Below are 14,399 nucleotides of genomic sequence, written 5' to 3' on the forward strand. Positions count from 1 at the left end.
TGATCATTCAGTTATTGTTTTTCAATGAGTGCTTCCTCTAAAACAGCTCTATTGTCTTCGCCCCATTTCTCCAGGCTGATTATCAATGGCAACAGGCTAATTCCCAGAGCAGTTAACCGATATTCAACTTTAGGGATTTTGGTGTCGAAAGAGAACTTATCTACAAAGCCATGCTGCACTAATTCGTCCAGTTGCTTGTTCATTACCCGCCTGTCTGCAGCAATTTTCTTCTGTAGTGCTCCCGGCCTTTTTACGTCCTCTGAAATATAATAGATCAGCATCAGTTTCCACTTTCCGTTCAAAAGTTCCTTAAACACGTGCAGGCCACAATCCATCCTGATAGGAATTTTCTTTTTATACATCGCTTAGTCAATCAATTGTCAAAGCAAATAAGCACAAATTTGTGCGTACTTGCTGTACTGTAAGTAATGAAATAAGTTTGTCTCAAATTATACATATAGACAATGATCAAATTTACATTTTTAGTACAAAAACTACCAGGCATGAGCCTCGAAGAATTTGTGGATTATCACAAAAGTCACCACGCTCCTTTATTCTGTTCCATCCCTGAGGTAGAGCTTTACGTTAGAAAGTATGTAGTTAACCACCCTATAGTAGCTGAAGGTTTTCCTAAGCCTTTATACGATGCTGTAGTAGAAATCTCATTTGACTCTTTTGAGGATTTCAATACCTTCTTCACATCAGAAAATTATCTGACAAAAGTGCATCCCGATGAGCCCAATTTTTTTGATACGTCGAACTATATTGCAATGGCAAACGATGAAACTATCATCAAAGCCGGTGCATAATCACGCTATCCATAACGCCCATCAACCTATCAGGTTATGGGGCGTTATGGATTTATTAATCACTGATTTCTGATTACATGTAGCGTTTGATCCTTCTTTGGCGTTATAATTGTCAAGCTACCTACTATAAAAATAATTTATATATGAAAAAAAGTACAGTAATATTCGTTTCCTTCTTAGCACTATTTATAGGTGCTTGTTCAACTGCCAGGAATAACAAAACAACAAATGGCCTTGCAAATGCGACCTGGGAACTGGAGTATATTTCGGGGCCACGCATTGCTTTTGAAGGTTTATATCCAAACAAAAAGCCCCTAATTACTTTCAATACAACTACCAATAGCGTTAGTGGAAATTCAGGTTGTAATGGATACAGCGCAAAATATACATTAAATGGTAAAGCGATCTCCTTCGGAGAGCCAGGACCGGCAACAATGATGTTCTGTGAAGGGGGAGGTGAAAAGACATTCTTACAAATGATAAAAAAAGTCGACAATTATTCCATAGACAATGACGGTAAGCTGAATTTGAATAATGGTGAAGTCGCAATGATGCGCTTCAGAAAAATTAAAAACTGATTCTGGTTGAAACAAACAACAGGATGGCTACTACGCAGATGACATTATTAGAGCGCTATATCGCCGGCTGGCGCAGGCACGACACGAACGCGATCCTGGCAACGCTCACTACGGATTGCGTTGTGATCGAAAGCTTCGGGCCGGTTTACCGTGGCCACCCCTGGGTGAAATGCTGGATTGCGGCATGGGTTGCCGAGAACGGCCGCGTCATCAACTGGACAATCCACGATTTGCAATCGCTGGGAGATGTGGAAACTGCAGAATGGACATTTCATTATACCTGGCGCGGAGAAGAAAAGAGCTTTAATGGTTCGACCATCGCAAAGCTGCACGAGGGTAAGATCTCATATCTTCGCGAATATGCTGCAACCGCTCCACTCTATGATTGGCAAGGTGAGTGGAGGCCGCTTTAAGCGACACATCTTAAAAGGTCAAATGCTAACGCTATCCATTCCTCTTACGGATCATGCTCAAAAATACTGGCGTAATACCCAGATACGAAGCAATCTGTTTTTGCGCGATGCGTTGTTCCAGTTTAGGATAAAGGTGCTGAAACTGCAGATAACGTTCTTCTGCCGATCTGGAAATGATGGAATTAATGCGCCGCTGATATAAACTGAAACCATTTTGGGCCAGTATACGAAAGAAGCGCTCCATTTTTGGCACATCAATATACAGTTGCTCCAAAGACTGGTAACTGAAATAAAACAGTTCAGTAGTTTCCAGGGCGGCGATGTTATAATAAGCTGGTACCTGACCAGAAAAACTGGTCATATCTGCCGCCCACCAGTTTTCTGGGCAAAACAAAACGTTATGCTCCGAACCCTCTCTGTCCCGGTTATAAACCCTCAGGCAACCTTTGTCGACGAAGTAAATATTACGGCATGTTGCACCAGTTTCTAAAAGTATTTCATTCTTTTTTAACCTTTGATGCTGCAGCACAGACTTTATGCAGGCCTGTTCTGCAGCATCAAGATTAACGTGAAGAGCAAAGTTTGCAAGTATGTTTTCAAAAACAGGCATCCTACAAGGTAGGCACAAATCCTATAATCTTTGTCATCTTGTTTTCAGCATTATATTCCACATAATCTCTGCCTTCAAATTCACCATGGCCCGGGATATTGATACTCCAGGCGTAATAACAATGACCATCGAAATACTCCGGCTCAGTCAATAGGGCAAAGGTACGGCCGGGTACTTTTTCATGCGAAGACATCACCAAATCAACAAATGCATCAATTCCTGTTAACACAGGAGTATTCTTGTCCTGGTAAGTGATTTCATCCGCCAAGCTTTCTGCAAAAGCAACTTTAACTTCTGCTGCTGTCTTTTCGTTCCACGCGTTTGTATAGCGCTCTGCTGTTTCTTTCATATTTTTCATATCACAAAACTAGGTATCCCTGCTCAGCTGAAAATTAAAGTAGTTTAATAAATGAAAAAGTTAAGCTTGAAAGTAGGTGCGCATTATAGAGATCCCTCAATTCGTCATATCCCAAAACTTGTTACGATATTTGTTTTTTCTATTATCAGGCAGTTTGAGTAAGCTGCGATTTATTATATAAATGAGCAATGTCCAATTTTGAAGCGTTTTTCGATTACATTCAGGAAATATCTGGCAAAATGCTTTCAGAAGAGGATAAGCTATTGTTGACGGAACATTTCAAACCCAAAAAACTGAGAAAAAGGCAGTACTTTTTACAGGAAGAAAACGTATGCAGATATATTGGGTTTGTTGTGAAAGGTTCCGCCAGGACCTTTACGGTAGACGAAAAGGGGCATGAGAATGTATTGAAATTGTCTCTGGAAAATTGGTGGCTGGCTGATTTTGAAAGCTTTTACCTGTTGACGCCAAGTCGTTTTAATATTGAGGCACTGGAGGATATGGAGGTGCTTCAAACAACCAATGCTCAAATCGAGGAGTTTCTCAAGCACATTCCCGCTTTTTCAGCGATGGCGAACATAATCAATCAAAATTACACCATTGCAAACCAGAAAAGAATGCAGGCCGCTTTTAGCTATACAGCTGAAGAACGTTACGAGGACCTGATTAGCAATTACCCGCATTTTCTACAACGGTTTCCGCAAAACATGATCGCTTCTTATCTGGGGTTATCCCCGGAAACTTTGAGCAGGATAAGGAAAAATTCTTTTAAATAGATCTTCAACCCGATCGATATTGCTGTTTGAATACAAAAAAATTGCTCAGCCATGTGCAATATGCCGTTATGATCATGCTGAATTTTTGCTTCTGGATATCTTATTTTTTATTATACAATTAGTTATCTGATTAACTTGATTTAGGTCAACTCATTGTCTTGACCTAAATCAAAGGTACTTAATGATTCATGTCAACACCCAGTCCATTATGGGGTTGCATCTTTGGATATACTTCAGAACGGAATACAGCTGAAGAATATGAATAGATTAACATATAGAAATCATGAGTAAATTAGAAAACAAAGTAGCGGTGGTTACCGGTGCAGCAAAAGGAATAGGTGCATCTATCGCAAAACACTTCGCGGCAGCAGGCGCAAAAGTAGTGGTGAATTATGCATCAAGTAGAGAAAGCGCAGATAGGGTGGTTAAGGAGATCACCGATAATGGAGGTCTGGCTATTGCCGTACAAGCCGATGTATCGAACGAGGCTGATGTGATCAGATTGTTTGAAGAAACCAACACTGCTTTCGGCCCCCTGGATATTTTGGTAAACAACGCAGTCCATCAGGGATACTTACCTGTTGAAGAGATCTCCGTAGCAGCGTTTCATCAGCACTTTAACGTTAATGTTTTGGGGTCTATATTGACTATACAGGCATCTTTAAAAGCATTTGGCGATAAGGGTGGCAATATCATCAATATCAGTTCGGGTGCAAGCAAATACCCACTTCCGGGTGCCTCCTTATACTCAGCCTCTAAAGCAGCATTAGATGCCATAACGATTGCTTTATCGAAAGAACTGGGTGCAAAAAATGTTCGGATCAATTCTGTTTTGCCGGGTGCGACGGATACAGAAGGGGCAGCTAACGCAGGTGTAACTCCTGGCAGTGAATATGAAAAAATGTTTGTTTCAAAAACACCGCTTGGCCGGAGAGGTCAGCCTGAAGATATTGCGAAAGCCGTTGTCTTTCTGGCTTCGGATGATGCAGCCTGGATCACGGGGGAGCAAATTGGCGTCTCAGGTGGTATGTATGGTTTTTAAATCTGTCCTGTAGGCAAGCTCCATGAAGAAAGCTACAGAAAGAAAATGCCCCAAAAAGTTTGACACTATCTGGGGCATTTTTTATTTCTATACTATTTTTAAATACTTATGCCATAAAATGCTTAACTGAATTTTTTAAGAGCATCTTCTGTGACAGGTCGGTACCTCGAACCTTTCTGTAGTATATGTCTTTTGGAATTACATTTCAGTGATTATAGCTGCATAGCCACCATTCCTACTTAATTTGATGGGAATAGCTGATGTGGAATTTACTGTTTGTGTACTTTTCCGGTAGTCCATTCCCTGACGGTCGGCATTGATCCCGTCTGCAAATGAGGTCATTTCGTAAGACTTGTTTTTCGATAAAAACCCCAGATCCAGCGTAATTGCTCTTTCTTTTCCGTTTGTAATCCCACCAATAAACCATTTCTTTCCTTTTCGTTTGGCCACGACCGCTACCTCACCCGCCTCTGCATGTAAGGCTTTTGTTTCATCCCAGGTGACCGGTACCTGAGTAATAAAGTCTGTACATTCCTGGTTCTTATAATATAGCGTTGGATTATCACACAACATTTGCACACCACTTTCAAAGAGCACAAAAAGTGCCAGCTGATACGCGCGTGTACCCACACTTGCAGCATTTGGCCGCTGGCCTCCATAAACATCCGGTTGCATATTGATCATCGCTCCGGGAGTAAAGTCCATCGGGCCAGCTATATTTCTGATAAAAGGTAAAAAAATTGTATTGTCCGGCTGGCATCCCTCCATTTGTTCCATCCCTCTAACGCCTTCATATGATATCAGGTTAGGATATTTATGCTCCAGTCCTTTTGGCGAAAAAGAACCATGAAAATCAACTAAGATATTATATTTAGCAGCTTCCCTCGCTACACGCTCATAATAGTTGACCATCCACTGATCATTCCGGTCCATAAAATCGATTTTAACTCCTTTAATACCCCAGGCAGCAAATTTTTTGAACAAATCCATGTTCTTTTCCACGGCTAGCCAGGTTAGCCATAATACAATTCCTACCTTTTTTTCCTGCCCATACCGGATCAGTTCGTGAAGGTCTACCTTTTTGTTCGGGAGATAAGGGTTGTCTACACTTTCTGCCCATCCCTCATCCATGATGATATAAGGGACACCGCTCTTAGCCGCAAAATCAATATAGTACTTATAGGTTTCCAAGTTAAATCCGGCAACGAAGTTAACGTCTTTACCATATGGCGAGGCAGCATTCCACCATTCCCAACTGACCTGTCCTGGTTTAATCCAATCAGTGTTTTGTATTTCGGACCTGGGGGCGAGCTTTACAGGAAGTGTGCTTTCCAGTAATTCACCGTCATTTTTAGAGATGATGAAATACCTCCAGGGATATGTTCTTTTGGCACTCGTTTCAGCAATATAATCAGCCTCTCTGGTGATCCGCATAAATCTGTCACCTTCTTTTTTATCTTCAAGCGCCACCTTTGAAAAAGCTGATTTGATCCTGTTACTGTTGTTACTTTTTAAAAACAAGCAAGGATAATCTGTGAGATCTGTTTCCGCAAAGAGTATTTTAAAGCCTTTTTTAGTATCTATCAGGGCGGGCAAAGTAACCATCTGATCTGACGCTTTAAATTTCTTGGAGTCTGGATGGATATAATTGGTTTCATAGTTGGAAGTAAAATCTTTTGCCGGCTGCACATGCAGCTGGTAATCATCCGGCAGATTAAGGCTTACATCCTCATCAACAATCTTTACTTTTCCATTTTTGTCGCCTTTAAAACTAGTTATGATACGGTAGGCAACCCCATCGTTATATGCCCGGAACTCAACAGCATATCCGTTATTGAGATTGAGCAATAAGGTATTGCACAGCTCGTTTATTGTTGAAAATTTCAAGGGAACAACCGGGCTTAATTGCCGGGAGATCCTGGAAGATCTGCTATGCTGGATCTTTAGGCTTTTTGCTGAAGTTAAATTAGCAACAGTTATACCCAAATTGCATTGTTCAAGCAGGGGAACATTATCCCGGTATATGCTATAATAAATATGATCTGATACATTGATTTTTACCTTAACTGCACCGTTGGGAGAAACTAACTCTGCTCCATTAGTGGTCAAATTTGTAAATACTGAAATAAATAAAACAAATAAAAGTTTTCTCATTGTGTTATTGGTCTATCTGATTGAACTAATTACTATCGGTACGCAATGGACTTGATATGTTCTGACAAATTTATATAGAATCAATTATAAGCTTTGTTGTGTGAAAAAACAAGCTTAATAATTTTAAAAATCATGAGATACGCTACCTTTCATATAGTCTCTGCCTGCACATTTACCAAGGCCTGGTTAAAGTAGTTTAATAAATGAAAAAAGTAAACTTGTAACTGCCAAATTAAGTGTTACTTTTGTACTGTAATAAAAACATGTACAGTATGAATAATATACAGTTCGCCACAGCATTACACATTTTAACTATGCTAGCAATTACTAAGGATAATTTATCCTCCTCGTACATCGCCGGAAGTATTAATATTAACCCTGCGATGGTTCGCAAATCCTTAAGTATACTCAGTGTATATGGACTTATTGATACTAAAGAAGGAAAAGGTGGCGGTGCATCACTGGCTAAACCTGCTGATAAGATTTTGCTGTCAGACATTTATGGGGCAGTAAATGATGCAAATGTGCTTGGCAAGCTAAACAGTCCAAACCCTGAATGTAACACAGGTAAACAAATTAACAGGCACTTGCTTGAATTATTCGATCAGGCAGATCATGCGCTGATCACTAAGCTGGGAACAATCACACTGGCTGATTTCTGCCAAAAGTTCAAATAATTTTTTTTGACCATTACTGTAACAGAATTTATTACAGATTAGGTCTTGACGATAGGCGCTAATGGTCTTTACAGGCTGTACAATGAAAGACAATGTTATGCTGCTGTTGAAGAAGCACAATTGTCGGCTATAAATCAGGAGCTTATCGCGATAAAATGAATAAAGCAAAAAATATGAAAAATTCCTTATTAAGAATGCGCCGGCTAGGCTGGGCAGGTGTAGAAATTGAGTGCGAAGGTGAGCTATTATTAATTGATTACATTCAGGATACCTCGCTTTACCAACCACTGGAGAACCCTGATGAACCTTTCCCGTCATCCTCCCGTCCCGGCTGTGCGTCAGTAGCGCTTTTAACTCATCTTCACGCTGACCATGCTGATCCGGCAGCTCTAATGATTGCATTGCGCAAAGGCGCTCCTGTTTACCGCCCTGAACCAACAACCGGAACTGCTGCCGATCTTGCTTTGACCAGTTATGCTGAGAAAAGGTTCATCGAGTACAGCGCTATTGCTACAGAAATTATTGGGGAGTGGGAGGAGCGTAGCGTTGGCCCTTTCCGGATATTTACGGCGCCAGCGATGGATGGATTTGGTGACCCTCAGCTCAGCTGGATTATTGAATGTGGCGGGCAACGTATATTTCATGCCGGGGATACGATGTTTCATGGCCTTTGGTGGAGGATAGCCCACAAATTCGGACCTTTCGATATAGCCTTTCTGCCAATCAATGCGCCTGTCGTTGATTTTCCACCTCTTCAGCCAGCTACAAAAATGGAAGCTGTAATGAATCCTGAAGAGGCTGCAACGGCAGCACATATTTTGCAAGTCCGGATGGTGGTGCCAATACATTACGGCTCGCTCCATAAACCTCCTGCGTATATAGAGACCCCGGATGCTGTCAAACGCCTTGGTGAGCAGGCCAGCATTTTTGGAGTCCAGTCGATAGCCTATCCTGCGGGCGAGTGGTTTACCATAAATTGATGGTCCGGTAGTTGATTTTCATCATAAATAATCTGTCAGATATCTCGCTCTTTCGGCAACAACGGCTTTCATCCAGTCTTTCATCACGCTTCTTCCGGCTGATTGTGCTGCGGTTTTATCGCTACCATTCCTATCAAAACTGCTTTGCAGTGCCGTGTTGAATTTGTTTACGTATTCATCCTCTAACTCCTGGTTGATGTGTATTGACACATCAACCTTTCTCAGTAAGTTGAGAAAGAAAAAAGTAGCCCACCTGTCAGTAGCGGTAGGCCTGCTGTAAAACTTTGGGAATGAAACCTCCTCAATAAAAGCTTGTATAAAGGTTTCAGGATTGATCTGATAAATTGTGCATAACGTGGTGAAATCTTCAGGCAGGTTGATATTGATGGAGGTTTTCATCTTATTCAGGTTCTAGTGGTTCATGTTTAAATAATGTGAGAGATAAAACTCTCTCAGGATATTGGTTCTTTGTTCTACATTTCGCACAGTGCGTAACTCCAGTAACTTCTCGTTCATCTCTGCGAAGAAATCTATTTCTGTATCGTTAAGGTTTACTCTGGTATGCGGATCCCGTCCAAAGCCACTCCCTATTTTCAGAAAAAGGGAGATGGGAAGATCAGCCGCACCCTGCAAATCCCTGCGGGCATGTGCATCTGCCAGCGAGATACTGTTCATAAAGTATTCCAGGCATTCTTTAGGGTAGATATTTTGGATTTCGCACATCAGGCAAAAATCTTCGCTTAAATGAATTGTAGCCTCTTCATCCAGGTAAATTGTGAGTGAAGGTGTATGAACCCGCTTCATCGCTTTAAAAACCGCTTTTATGATAGATCTGCTCTTTTTTCTTTTGACTGCTGCTGTGCTCTTCTGATCTTTAGTCAATTTGATGACGTCTGAAAGGGAACGAACAAACAGCTCATTACATCCGGTTAAACCCGTGCCAGGGGCAGGAGTAAGGCCTTTGGATTGAACATAGGTTTCATGTATTCCTGAAGCTTCGCTATAACCTTCCACATACCCGGTGCTGAGGGTATCGTATAGTGTAACGTGATTGATAAAGATCTGAAGTGCTTCTGCTACTTCAATTTTGCTGATAAAACAAGCCACCTTAAATTCCAATGGAATTTCGATTAGCTGATGGTTGACGGTTTGTTGAACATTGGTTTCCATATATTGATCTCATTTTAGCAATTAAATGAGTCTATGCAGGAAGATAGAACGCAAATTAGGCGTGATACCCACTGACCGTCATAGAGGCCCTGAGAAGCCGTGACCACGGAAAGCAGGCTCACGCCTATGACGTGAGCACTACACTTTTCTCTCGTGGTCGTTGAAATTTCTCAGGTTTCTATTGACGAGACTCGAAGTGCGAATGCTTCAATATTTTATGAAGTAAACGCTAAAATAGTTTTTAATCTTTCATTATTCAAAATTAAGTAATAATAAATAATAAAGCAAATTAAAATATACTTAAAATTAAATAAAAGTCTTTTTATGGTTATTTTAGCTTTTCTGACGGGATTTAATAGAAGAATAGCTTATTAGCATTATAGAAAGCTGGTATATCCAGCAATACAAATTATTGCTGGCCGTCCTTACTTTTAAAGTCCGTTATAGCTTTTCCATCATAGCGATACACGCCGTTCAGAGATCCAAACCAAATACTTCCATCGTTAGCTTCCAGGATACCACAAAGCATTTTGTTTATTGATATGATTTCGGTTACAACGGGTTTTTCAGTGTATAGGGATTTGTGGTCATAGCGGGAAAGTATCCAGGCTCCTACACCATTAGGATTCGCTGCACCGGTAGTCCAAATGTTTCCTTTTTTATCTTCCATTATAGCGGAAGCAGCCCTCCCCGTTACCTTCGTGAAGGTAATCCCGTCATAGCGCCAGAGACCAGATGAAACAATCAACGTATCACCTTTTTTATCGTCTATTATTGATGCGCCGAACCAAATATTGCCTTTTCTATCTTCTATTATAGACCAAACGTTGTAAAAAGCCTTACCCTCTTTGTTTTTGAAAACGGTGAACGTTTTTCCATCATAAAAACAAGCATCACCACCTGTGCCAAACCATAATTTTCCGGTTTTGTCTTCAAGGATAGTATGAATACTATTATTGGAAAGCCCTTCTTTCGTTGTAAAATTTCGAAAATATTTTCCATCGTAACGGCTTGCTCCGCCTCCGGTACCGAACCAGATCATACCGGCTCTATCTTCATAAATAGATAAAACCGCATTATTGACAAGTCCTTCCCTGATTGTAAGATGTTGAAATGATTTACCATTGTACTGATAAACACCGGAATCAGTAGATGCGAACCAGAGGTTTCCCCGTCGATCTTCCAGCACATTCCAGTATCTGCGCGAACCTATTTTACTTGTAAGATTAGTGAATGATTTTCCGTCGTATCGCAAAACGCCCGCAAATAATGCAGCAATCAGGATAGTGCCATTTTTGCTTTGTTTTACGTTACGAACCATTCTTTTAGGCCCGTAGGTAGTAACTGTGTCCTTGATCTTATAATTGATATGATCTTTATGTGGTTCAGTTTGATTTTGCATACATGAGGTGCAAAATACAAATAACAGGAACAGCACATAGACGTGTGTATATTTCATAATTTATTGAATAAGGTAATAGGTGCAAGAGTTAATTAGAATTGGTTCAGCGAAATTACTTTGATACCTTTAAAGGGCGGAAATTGGATTGTAAATTAAAATGTAAACTTTGTAAATAATTGATGTACACTATGCTTAATGGCAAGAATATCCTCTCCGGTAAAAGCAGATACCTTTTTGGATCAATACTGCTTTTGTTTATTGCTGCAATTTTTGCAGCTTTCAATTTGACTGATAGTGACGACTTTGATAAGGCCAGGAGGGAAGTTTTACTCCGCAGGATCGGTCATGAACTGCTTTTGCAGTCGGGTGACAGTACATCAAGGGTTCTTCCTTTAAAAAAGATCGCGGAAAACGAATATCAGATCAGATTTGAGCATTCCCTTACTTTTCAAACAGATTCTTTGGTAAATATTAGCCGGCGCTTGCTGGCCAAAGATCCGCTAACAGGTGATTATGTCGTTAATGTGCTGAAAAGTGGCAGCTCTGGTGTATCCTACGGCTATGCTATATCCAAGAATAAAAAAGATGATATCATAACTTGTATAGGAAGAAGGCAACCCAGAGCCCGTTATATGGTTAATATTAAATCTGAACCGACAAGCATAAATTTAGTAAAGCATGAATTGCTGTTGGGCGGTTTGCCCTTATTGGCATTTGTTGGTTTTATGTTTTTAAGATCGGCTAGGCCACGTCTGGTTTTCAGTGATGGGGAGCATGCTGATACTATCACTGTGGGCTCGATGCTGTTCGATGTGAAAAATCGTAAACTCCTCTTCAATGGAAATACAATAGACCTGACCAGAACTGAGAGCCGTGTGCTGCATATTTTTGCATCATCTCCTAACCAGATGATAGAGCGAGCCCGGCTACAAAAAGAGATATGGGAAGACGAAGGGATTATTGTGGGGCGCAGTCTGGATATGTTTATATCAAAACCTAGAAAAAAATTGAAAGCTGATCCTGATAGCCAAATCATTGTTGTACGTGGCATAGGCTATAAACTATGCACCTTAACGCAGAGCTGAGGCAGACGGTAGGTTGATTTACCTAGTTGGCTTTTAAACTTTTAATTTTCCGGGCATATTTATCTGGTGATGATTTTGATTGTGCTTTTTCAAAATACTTTATTGAATTGCGTGTATCACCTTTTTTCAGGTAAACTTCAGCCATCAGGCTATAACTTTCATCATCATTGGGGTAAACATCAAGAATCTGTTTCGTTAAAATTTCTGCTTCACTAACATTGCCCTTAGATAGACAATAAGCTGCAAACTGGAAAAATGAATTACGGGGTAAGGCTATATCACTACCGTAACTTTGCTGGATTTTTAACTGTTTATCACTCAGAACCTGGAGTGGATTACTTCTATTGTACACTAACACATCCATAGCTAAGCTATCAGAGAAATGCCAGTCCTTGTATATAAAAGTTAAGCCTGCCGGTATGCTAACCAAAGGAGTAGTCATATGATTGTAGCCTTTCCAAAAATCAAAATGCCAATTGATGTATTTTGATTTGTTCAATCTATAGAGACTATCCAACTTTAAGGCACCTGATTTAAATCCGTTATCCTGAAATCCTTCATCACCAGTTGAAAAATAATATTTTTGCATCCTTAAACTGCTATCCGTTCTTTTAAAAAGGTAATCCCCTGCTTTGTTAAGGGTATTCGAAACGACAGTATTATCCTTATTTGGATAATTTAAAGCTCCGCTGATACTAATAACCGATTTAAATACTTCGGGGTAAGTTAACATTGCGTTCGTCACAAATTGTCCCCCTAAAGAATGTCCTATTAAGGTGAGGTAACCATTTGTTCTATAATTTTTGTTTAAAAAACCGATGAGATCGTTTTTAATAAAATCTAAGAAACGAAGAGCAGTTTGATCATATTTTTCAAAATTAAGCTCCTGGCTTCTGTTATTTTGCAACACACCCACTAATATGGCTTCAGGAATATCACTTGTCCATATCAATCTGTCAACAGTTGATGAAGTAACGTTATACAGGCTTTGATCCTGTGCGTCGAATAAAATAATAACGGGATAACGTTTATTTACAACTCCATATTCTTTTGGAAGTTGAATAAAGATAGTTCTATCTGCGTTCTCTGTTTGGGAATGTATGGAAAGTACAGCTTTATCACTCAATTTAACTGGTTGCGCGAACGAAGCTCCCCAACCAACAGTCAATGATAAAACCCAAATGATCTTCCACATCTTCATTTCTTTAGTCATCCATTTGATATTTTGTTTCAATATCAGGCTAATGCGGTTCTAAATTTTATAAATGTGACGAAGTAGGGCAAAAAAGTGATGAATGTTGTAGATAAGCTATTAACGAAAGACATCACTGTTCGTAATTAGGGTGTTCATGTTTTTCAACGTTTTATTTCATCCTGACGTAGCTATCCTGATAGCCATCATAAAAATTATCAGCCAGTTCTAAGGTATCATTTCTTAATGTTATTATTCTGGAGCTACTCGCTACTCCATTGAAAACTATCGAATTGTCTTCTGTGCCGATATAAATGCTCCTGGATCTGCCCAACTGAAAAGTTCCTTCCTCATCGATATGATTATTCGCTTTCTTGATATAGCGAAGTCCATCTTTGAATTGAAAAGTTCTGGTGACAGAAGAATCAGCCTTAGCATATTTACCTGTCAAACCTCCACCTGTTCCGGTATATCTCCATTCACCAATAAGCTTTTGCTCAAAAGGTAGTTCGGCAGGTGATTTTTTGCAGGATGCAAGAGAGAGCAGAGTGATAGCTGTTAATGAATGTAGAATGAATTTCATAATGAGGAGCTTTAGCTTTATACATCAAACGTTGCAAGAAAGCGGAACGCTACAATTAATGATATATACTTCAGACCTTGCTTACATCGTTTTATATAACGTATCACAAGATTGTTATATTCCAATCTCTGAAATTGATATGGTTCACCCGCTGCATCTCGATAATAATGAAGTTCTGTCCATTATCTCAAACACAATGCAGGTCGATCAAAATGCTACGGTCCGAAGGGTATTCAGGCTGTACATCCTTTATAAAACTGAGTTTGAGGATTTTCTTTTTACCCTTTAATAACTCGTTGAGAAAAATGATTAGTACTTCATTGGATCTTTCATTCCCAAAAATCTTCTTGAAACCAAAATCGCTGATCGGACTATGAATTGAAATTCTTCTGTTACCATGCTACGTGTTTCCATATACTTAATCTGTTGCTAAAATAGGATTAATAATATTTAAAATAAAATATATATTTAATAATTAGATATTAAAAATCTATATTGAGTTTTATTTGTCGTTCTAAGTTAATTTTGATTTGTGTTTTTACCTATACAAGGATAAGACAGATACGGGGC

General features: G+C 39.7%; 18 protein-coding genes. 8 read left to right on the forward strand and 10 right to left on the reverse strand.

Translation table 11 applies throughout. From position 1 onward, the window contains the following. Window positions 1-11 precede the first annotated feature (11 nt). A complete protein-coding gene (locus tag OQX62_RS13970) occupies window positions 12-362 on the reverse strand; it encodes a winged helix-turn-helix transcriptional regulator (protein ID WP_265832153.1) in 351 nt (116 codons plus the stop codon). Window positions 363-464: 102 nt separating this feature from the next. On the opposite strand from OQX62_RS13970, the gene OQX62_RS13975 reads away from it, so the two are divergent. The 3 genes from OQX62_RS13975 to OQX62_RS13985 all read left to right on the forward strand — a co-directional run bounded on the left by OQX62_RS13975 (window position 465) and on the right by OQX62_RS13985 (window position 1,800). Continuing rightward, window positions 465-809, forward strand: a complete 345-nt coding sequence (locus OQX62_RS13975) for an EthD domain-containing protein (RefSeq protein WP_265832154.1) — start codon at window positions 465-467, stop codon at window positions 807-809. A gap of 143 nt (window positions 810-952) precedes the next feature. Beyond that, window positions 953-1,387, forward strand: coding sequence for an META domain-containing protein (locus OQX62_RS13980; RefSeq protein ID WP_265832155.1), 435 nt, complete (start codon window positions 953-955; stop codon window positions 1,385-1,387). Window positions 1,388-1,410: 23 nt separating this feature from the next. Beyond that, window positions 1,411-1,800: a nuclear transport factor 2 family protein gene (locus OQX62_RS13985; RefSeq protein WP_265832156.1), complete on the forward strand. Its 390-nt coding sequence runs from the start codon at window positions 1,411-1,413 to the stop codon at window positions 1,798-1,800. A gap of 31 nt (window positions 1,801-1,831) precedes the next feature. On the opposite strand, the gene OQX62_RS13990 is transcribed toward OQX62_RS13985, so the two are convergent. Next, window positions 1,832-2,410, reverse strand: a complete 579-nt coding sequence (locus tag OQX62_RS13990; RefSeq protein WP_265832157.1) for a Crp/Fnr family transcriptional regulator — start codon at window positions 2,408-2,410, stop codon at window positions 1,832-1,834. Between the two features lies 1 nt (window position 2,411). After that, window positions 2,412-2,759 carry a hypothetical protein gene (locus tag OQX62_RS13995; RefSeq protein ID WP_265832158.1) on the reverse strand — a complete coding sequence of 116 codons (348 nt, stop codon included), beginning with the start codon at window positions 2,757-2,759 and terminating at the stop codon, window positions 2,412-2,414. A 197-nt stretch (window positions 2,760-2,956) separates the two neighbouring features. Here OQX62_RS13995 and OQX62_RS14000 point away from each other — a divergent pair, with 197 nt between their 5' ends. Further along, complete coding sequence (locus tag OQX62_RS14000; RefSeq protein WP_265832159.1) at window positions 2,957-3,544, forward strand: Crp/Fnr family transcriptional regulator; 588 nt, start codon at window positions 2,957-2,959, stop codon at window positions 3,542-3,544. A 283-nt stretch (window positions 3,545-3,827) separates the two neighbouring features. Beyond that, on the forward strand, window positions 3,828-4,586 hold the full coding sequence (locus tag OQX62_RS14005) for an SDR family NAD(P)-dependent oxidoreductase (RefSeq protein ID WP_265832160.1): 759 nt from the start codon (window positions 3,828-3,830) through the stop codon (window positions 4,584-4,586). Window positions 4,587-4,784: 198 nt separating this feature from the next. On the opposite strand, the gene OQX62_RS14010 is transcribed toward OQX62_RS14005, so the two are convergent. Next, window positions 4,785-6,740: a glycoside hydrolase family 97 protein gene (locus OQX62_RS14010; RefSeq protein ID WP_265832161.1), complete on the reverse strand. Its 1,956-nt coding sequence runs from the start codon at window positions 6,738-6,740 to the stop codon at window positions 4,785-4,787. Between the two features lie 272 nt (window positions 6,741-7,012). Between OQX62_RS14010 and OQX62_RS14015 the strand changes: the two genes are divergently transcribed. Then, the gene (locus tag OQX62_RS14015) at window positions 7,013-7,417 is read left to right on the forward strand and encodes an RrF2 family transcriptional regulator (RefSeq protein WP_265832162.1); all 405 of its coding nucleotides are present in this window, start codon (window positions 7,013-7,015) and stop codon (window positions 7,415-7,417) included. A gap of 173 nt (window positions 7,418-7,590) precedes the next feature. Then, on the forward strand, window positions 7,591-8,397 hold the full coding sequence (locus OQX62_RS14020; protein WP_265832163.1) for an MBL fold metallo-hydrolase: 807 nt from the start codon (window positions 7,591-7,593) through the stop codon (window positions 8,395-8,397). Between the two features lie 21 nt (window positions 8,398-8,418). On the opposite strand, the gene OQX62_RS14025 is transcribed toward OQX62_RS14020, so the two are convergent. From OQX62_RS14025 to OQX62_RS14035, 3 genes are all read right to left on the reverse strand, one after another. Further along, entirely contained in the window at window positions 8,419-8,796 is a 378-nt protein-coding gene (locus tag OQX62_RS14025) for a hypothetical protein (RefSeq protein WP_265832164.1), read from the reverse strand. Between the two features lie 12 nt (window positions 8,797-8,808). Then, window positions 8,809-9,567 (reverse strand): hypothetical protein, encoded by a 759-nt coding sequence (locus OQX62_RS14030; RefSeq protein ID WP_265832165.1) that lies wholly within the window; start codon window positions 9,565-9,567, stop codon window positions 8,809-8,811. A 409-nt stretch (window positions 9,568-9,976) separates the two neighbouring features. Then, complete coding sequence (locus OQX62_RS14035) at window positions 9,977-11,026, reverse strand: ligand-binding sensor domain-containing protein (protein WP_265832166.1); 1,050 nt, start codon at window positions 11,024-11,026, stop codon at window positions 9,977-9,979. Between the two features lie 122 nt (window positions 11,027-11,148). On the opposite strand from OQX62_RS14035, the gene OQX62_RS14040 reads away from it, so the two are divergent. Beyond that, window positions 11,149-12,054 carry a winged helix-turn-helix domain-containing protein gene (locus OQX62_RS14040; protein WP_265832167.1) on the forward strand — a complete coding sequence of 302 codons (906 nt, stop codon included), beginning with the start codon at window positions 11,149-11,151 and terminating at the stop codon, window positions 12,052-12,054. A gap of 22 nt (window positions 12,055-12,076) precedes the next feature. Here the strand turns inward: OQX62_RS14040 and OQX62_RS14045 are convergent, their stop codons facing one another. The 3 genes from OQX62_RS14045 to OQX62_RS25175 form a co-directional block, all read right to left on the reverse strand. Then, a complete protein-coding gene (locus OQX62_RS14045; protein WP_265832168.1) occupies window positions 12,077-13,267 on the reverse strand; it encodes an alpha/beta hydrolase-fold protein in 1,191 nt (396 codons plus the stop codon). Window positions 13,268-13,418: 151 nt separating this feature from the next. Further along, window positions 13,419-13,829, reverse strand: a complete 411-nt coding sequence (locus OQX62_RS14050; protein WP_265832169.1) for a hypothetical protein — start codon at window positions 13,827-13,829, stop codon at window positions 13,419-13,421. 187 nt (window positions 13,830-14,016) lie between these two features. Further along, the gene (locus OQX62_RS25175) at window positions 14,017-14,214 is read right to left on the reverse strand and encodes a PD-(D/E)XK nuclease family transposase (RefSeq protein WP_416276571.1); all 198 of its coding nucleotides are present in this window, start codon (window positions 14,212-14,214) and stop codon (window positions 14,017-14,019) included. Between the last annotated feature and the right edge of the window lie 185 nt (window positions 14,215-14,399).

Origin of the sequence: Pedobacter sp. MR2016-24, assembly GCF_026239655.1 — a bacterium.
Lineage (GTDB): Bacteria > Bacteroidota > Bacteroidia > Sphingobacteriales > Sphingobacteriaceae > Pedobacter.

What these genes read in the sequence shown, in the direction of transcription:
- OQX62_RS13970 (WP_265832153.1), bottom strand. Translation starts at nt 362, where the DNA reads ATGTATAAAAAGAAAATTCCTATCAGGATGGATTGTGGCCTGCACGTG.
- OQX62_RS13975 (WP_265832154.1), top strand. Translation starts at nt 465, where the DNA reads ATGATCAAATTTACATTTTTAGTACAAAAACTACCAGGCATGAGCCTC.
- OQX62_RS13980 (WP_265832155.1), top strand. Translation starts at nt 953, where the DNA reads ATGAAAAAAAGTACAGTAATATTCGTTTCCTTCTTAGCACTATTTATA.
- OQX62_RS13985 (WP_265832156.1), top strand. Translation starts at nt 1,411, where the DNA reads ATGGCTACTACGCAGATGACATTATTAGAGCGCTATATCGCCGGCTGG.
- OQX62_RS13990 (WP_265832157.1), bottom strand. Translation starts at nt 2,410, where the DNA reads ATGCCTGTTTTTGAAAACATACTTGCAAACTTTGCTCTTCACGTTAAT.
- OQX62_RS13995 (WP_265832158.1), bottom strand. Translation starts at nt 2,759, where the DNA reads ATGAAAGAAACAGCAGAGCGCTATACAAACGCGTGGAACGAAAAGACA.
- OQX62_RS14000 (WP_265832159.1), top strand. Translation starts at nt 2,957, where the DNA reads ATGTCCAATTTTGAAGCGTTTTTCGATTACATTCAGGAAATATCTGGC.
- OQX62_RS14005 (WP_265832160.1), top strand. Translation starts at nt 3,828, where the DNA reads ATGAGTAAATTAGAAAACAAAGTAGCGGTGGTTACCGGTGCAGCAAAA.
- OQX62_RS14010 (WP_265832161.1), bottom strand. Translation starts at nt 6,740, where the DNA reads ATGAGAAAACTTTTATTTGTTTTATTTATTTCAGTATTTACAAATTTG.
- OQX62_RS14015 (WP_265832162.1), top strand. Translation starts at nt 7,013, where the DNA reads ATGAATAATATACAGTTCGCCACAGCATTACACATTTTAACTATGCTA.
- OQX62_RS14020 (WP_265832163.1), top strand. Translation starts at nt 7,591, where the DNA reads ATGAAAAATTCCTTATTAAGAATGCGCCGGCTAGGCTGGGCAGGTGTA.
- OQX62_RS14025 (WP_265832164.1), bottom strand. Translation starts at nt 8,796, where the DNA reads ATGAAAACCTCCATCAATATCAACCTGCCTGAAGATTTCACCACGTTA.
- OQX62_RS14030 (WP_265832165.1), bottom strand. Translation starts at nt 9,567, where the DNA reads ATGGAAACCAATGTTCAACAAACCGTCAACCATCAGCTAATCGAAATT.
- OQX62_RS14035 (WP_265832166.1), bottom strand. Translation starts at nt 11,026, where the DNA reads ATGAAATATACACACGTCTATGTGCTGTTCCTGTTATTTGTATTTTGC.
- OQX62_RS14040 (WP_265832167.1), top strand. Translation starts at nt 11,149, where the DNA reads ATGTACACTATGCTTAATGGCAAGAATATCCTCTCCGGTAAAAGCAGA.
- OQX62_RS14045 (WP_265832168.1), bottom strand. Translation starts at nt 13,267, where the DNA reads ATGACTAAAGAAATGAAGATGTGGAAGATCATTTGGGTTTTATCATTG.
- OQX62_RS14050 (WP_265832169.1), bottom strand. Translation starts at nt 13,829, where the DNA reads ATGAAATTCATTCTACATTCATTAACAGCTATCACTCTGCTCTCTCTT.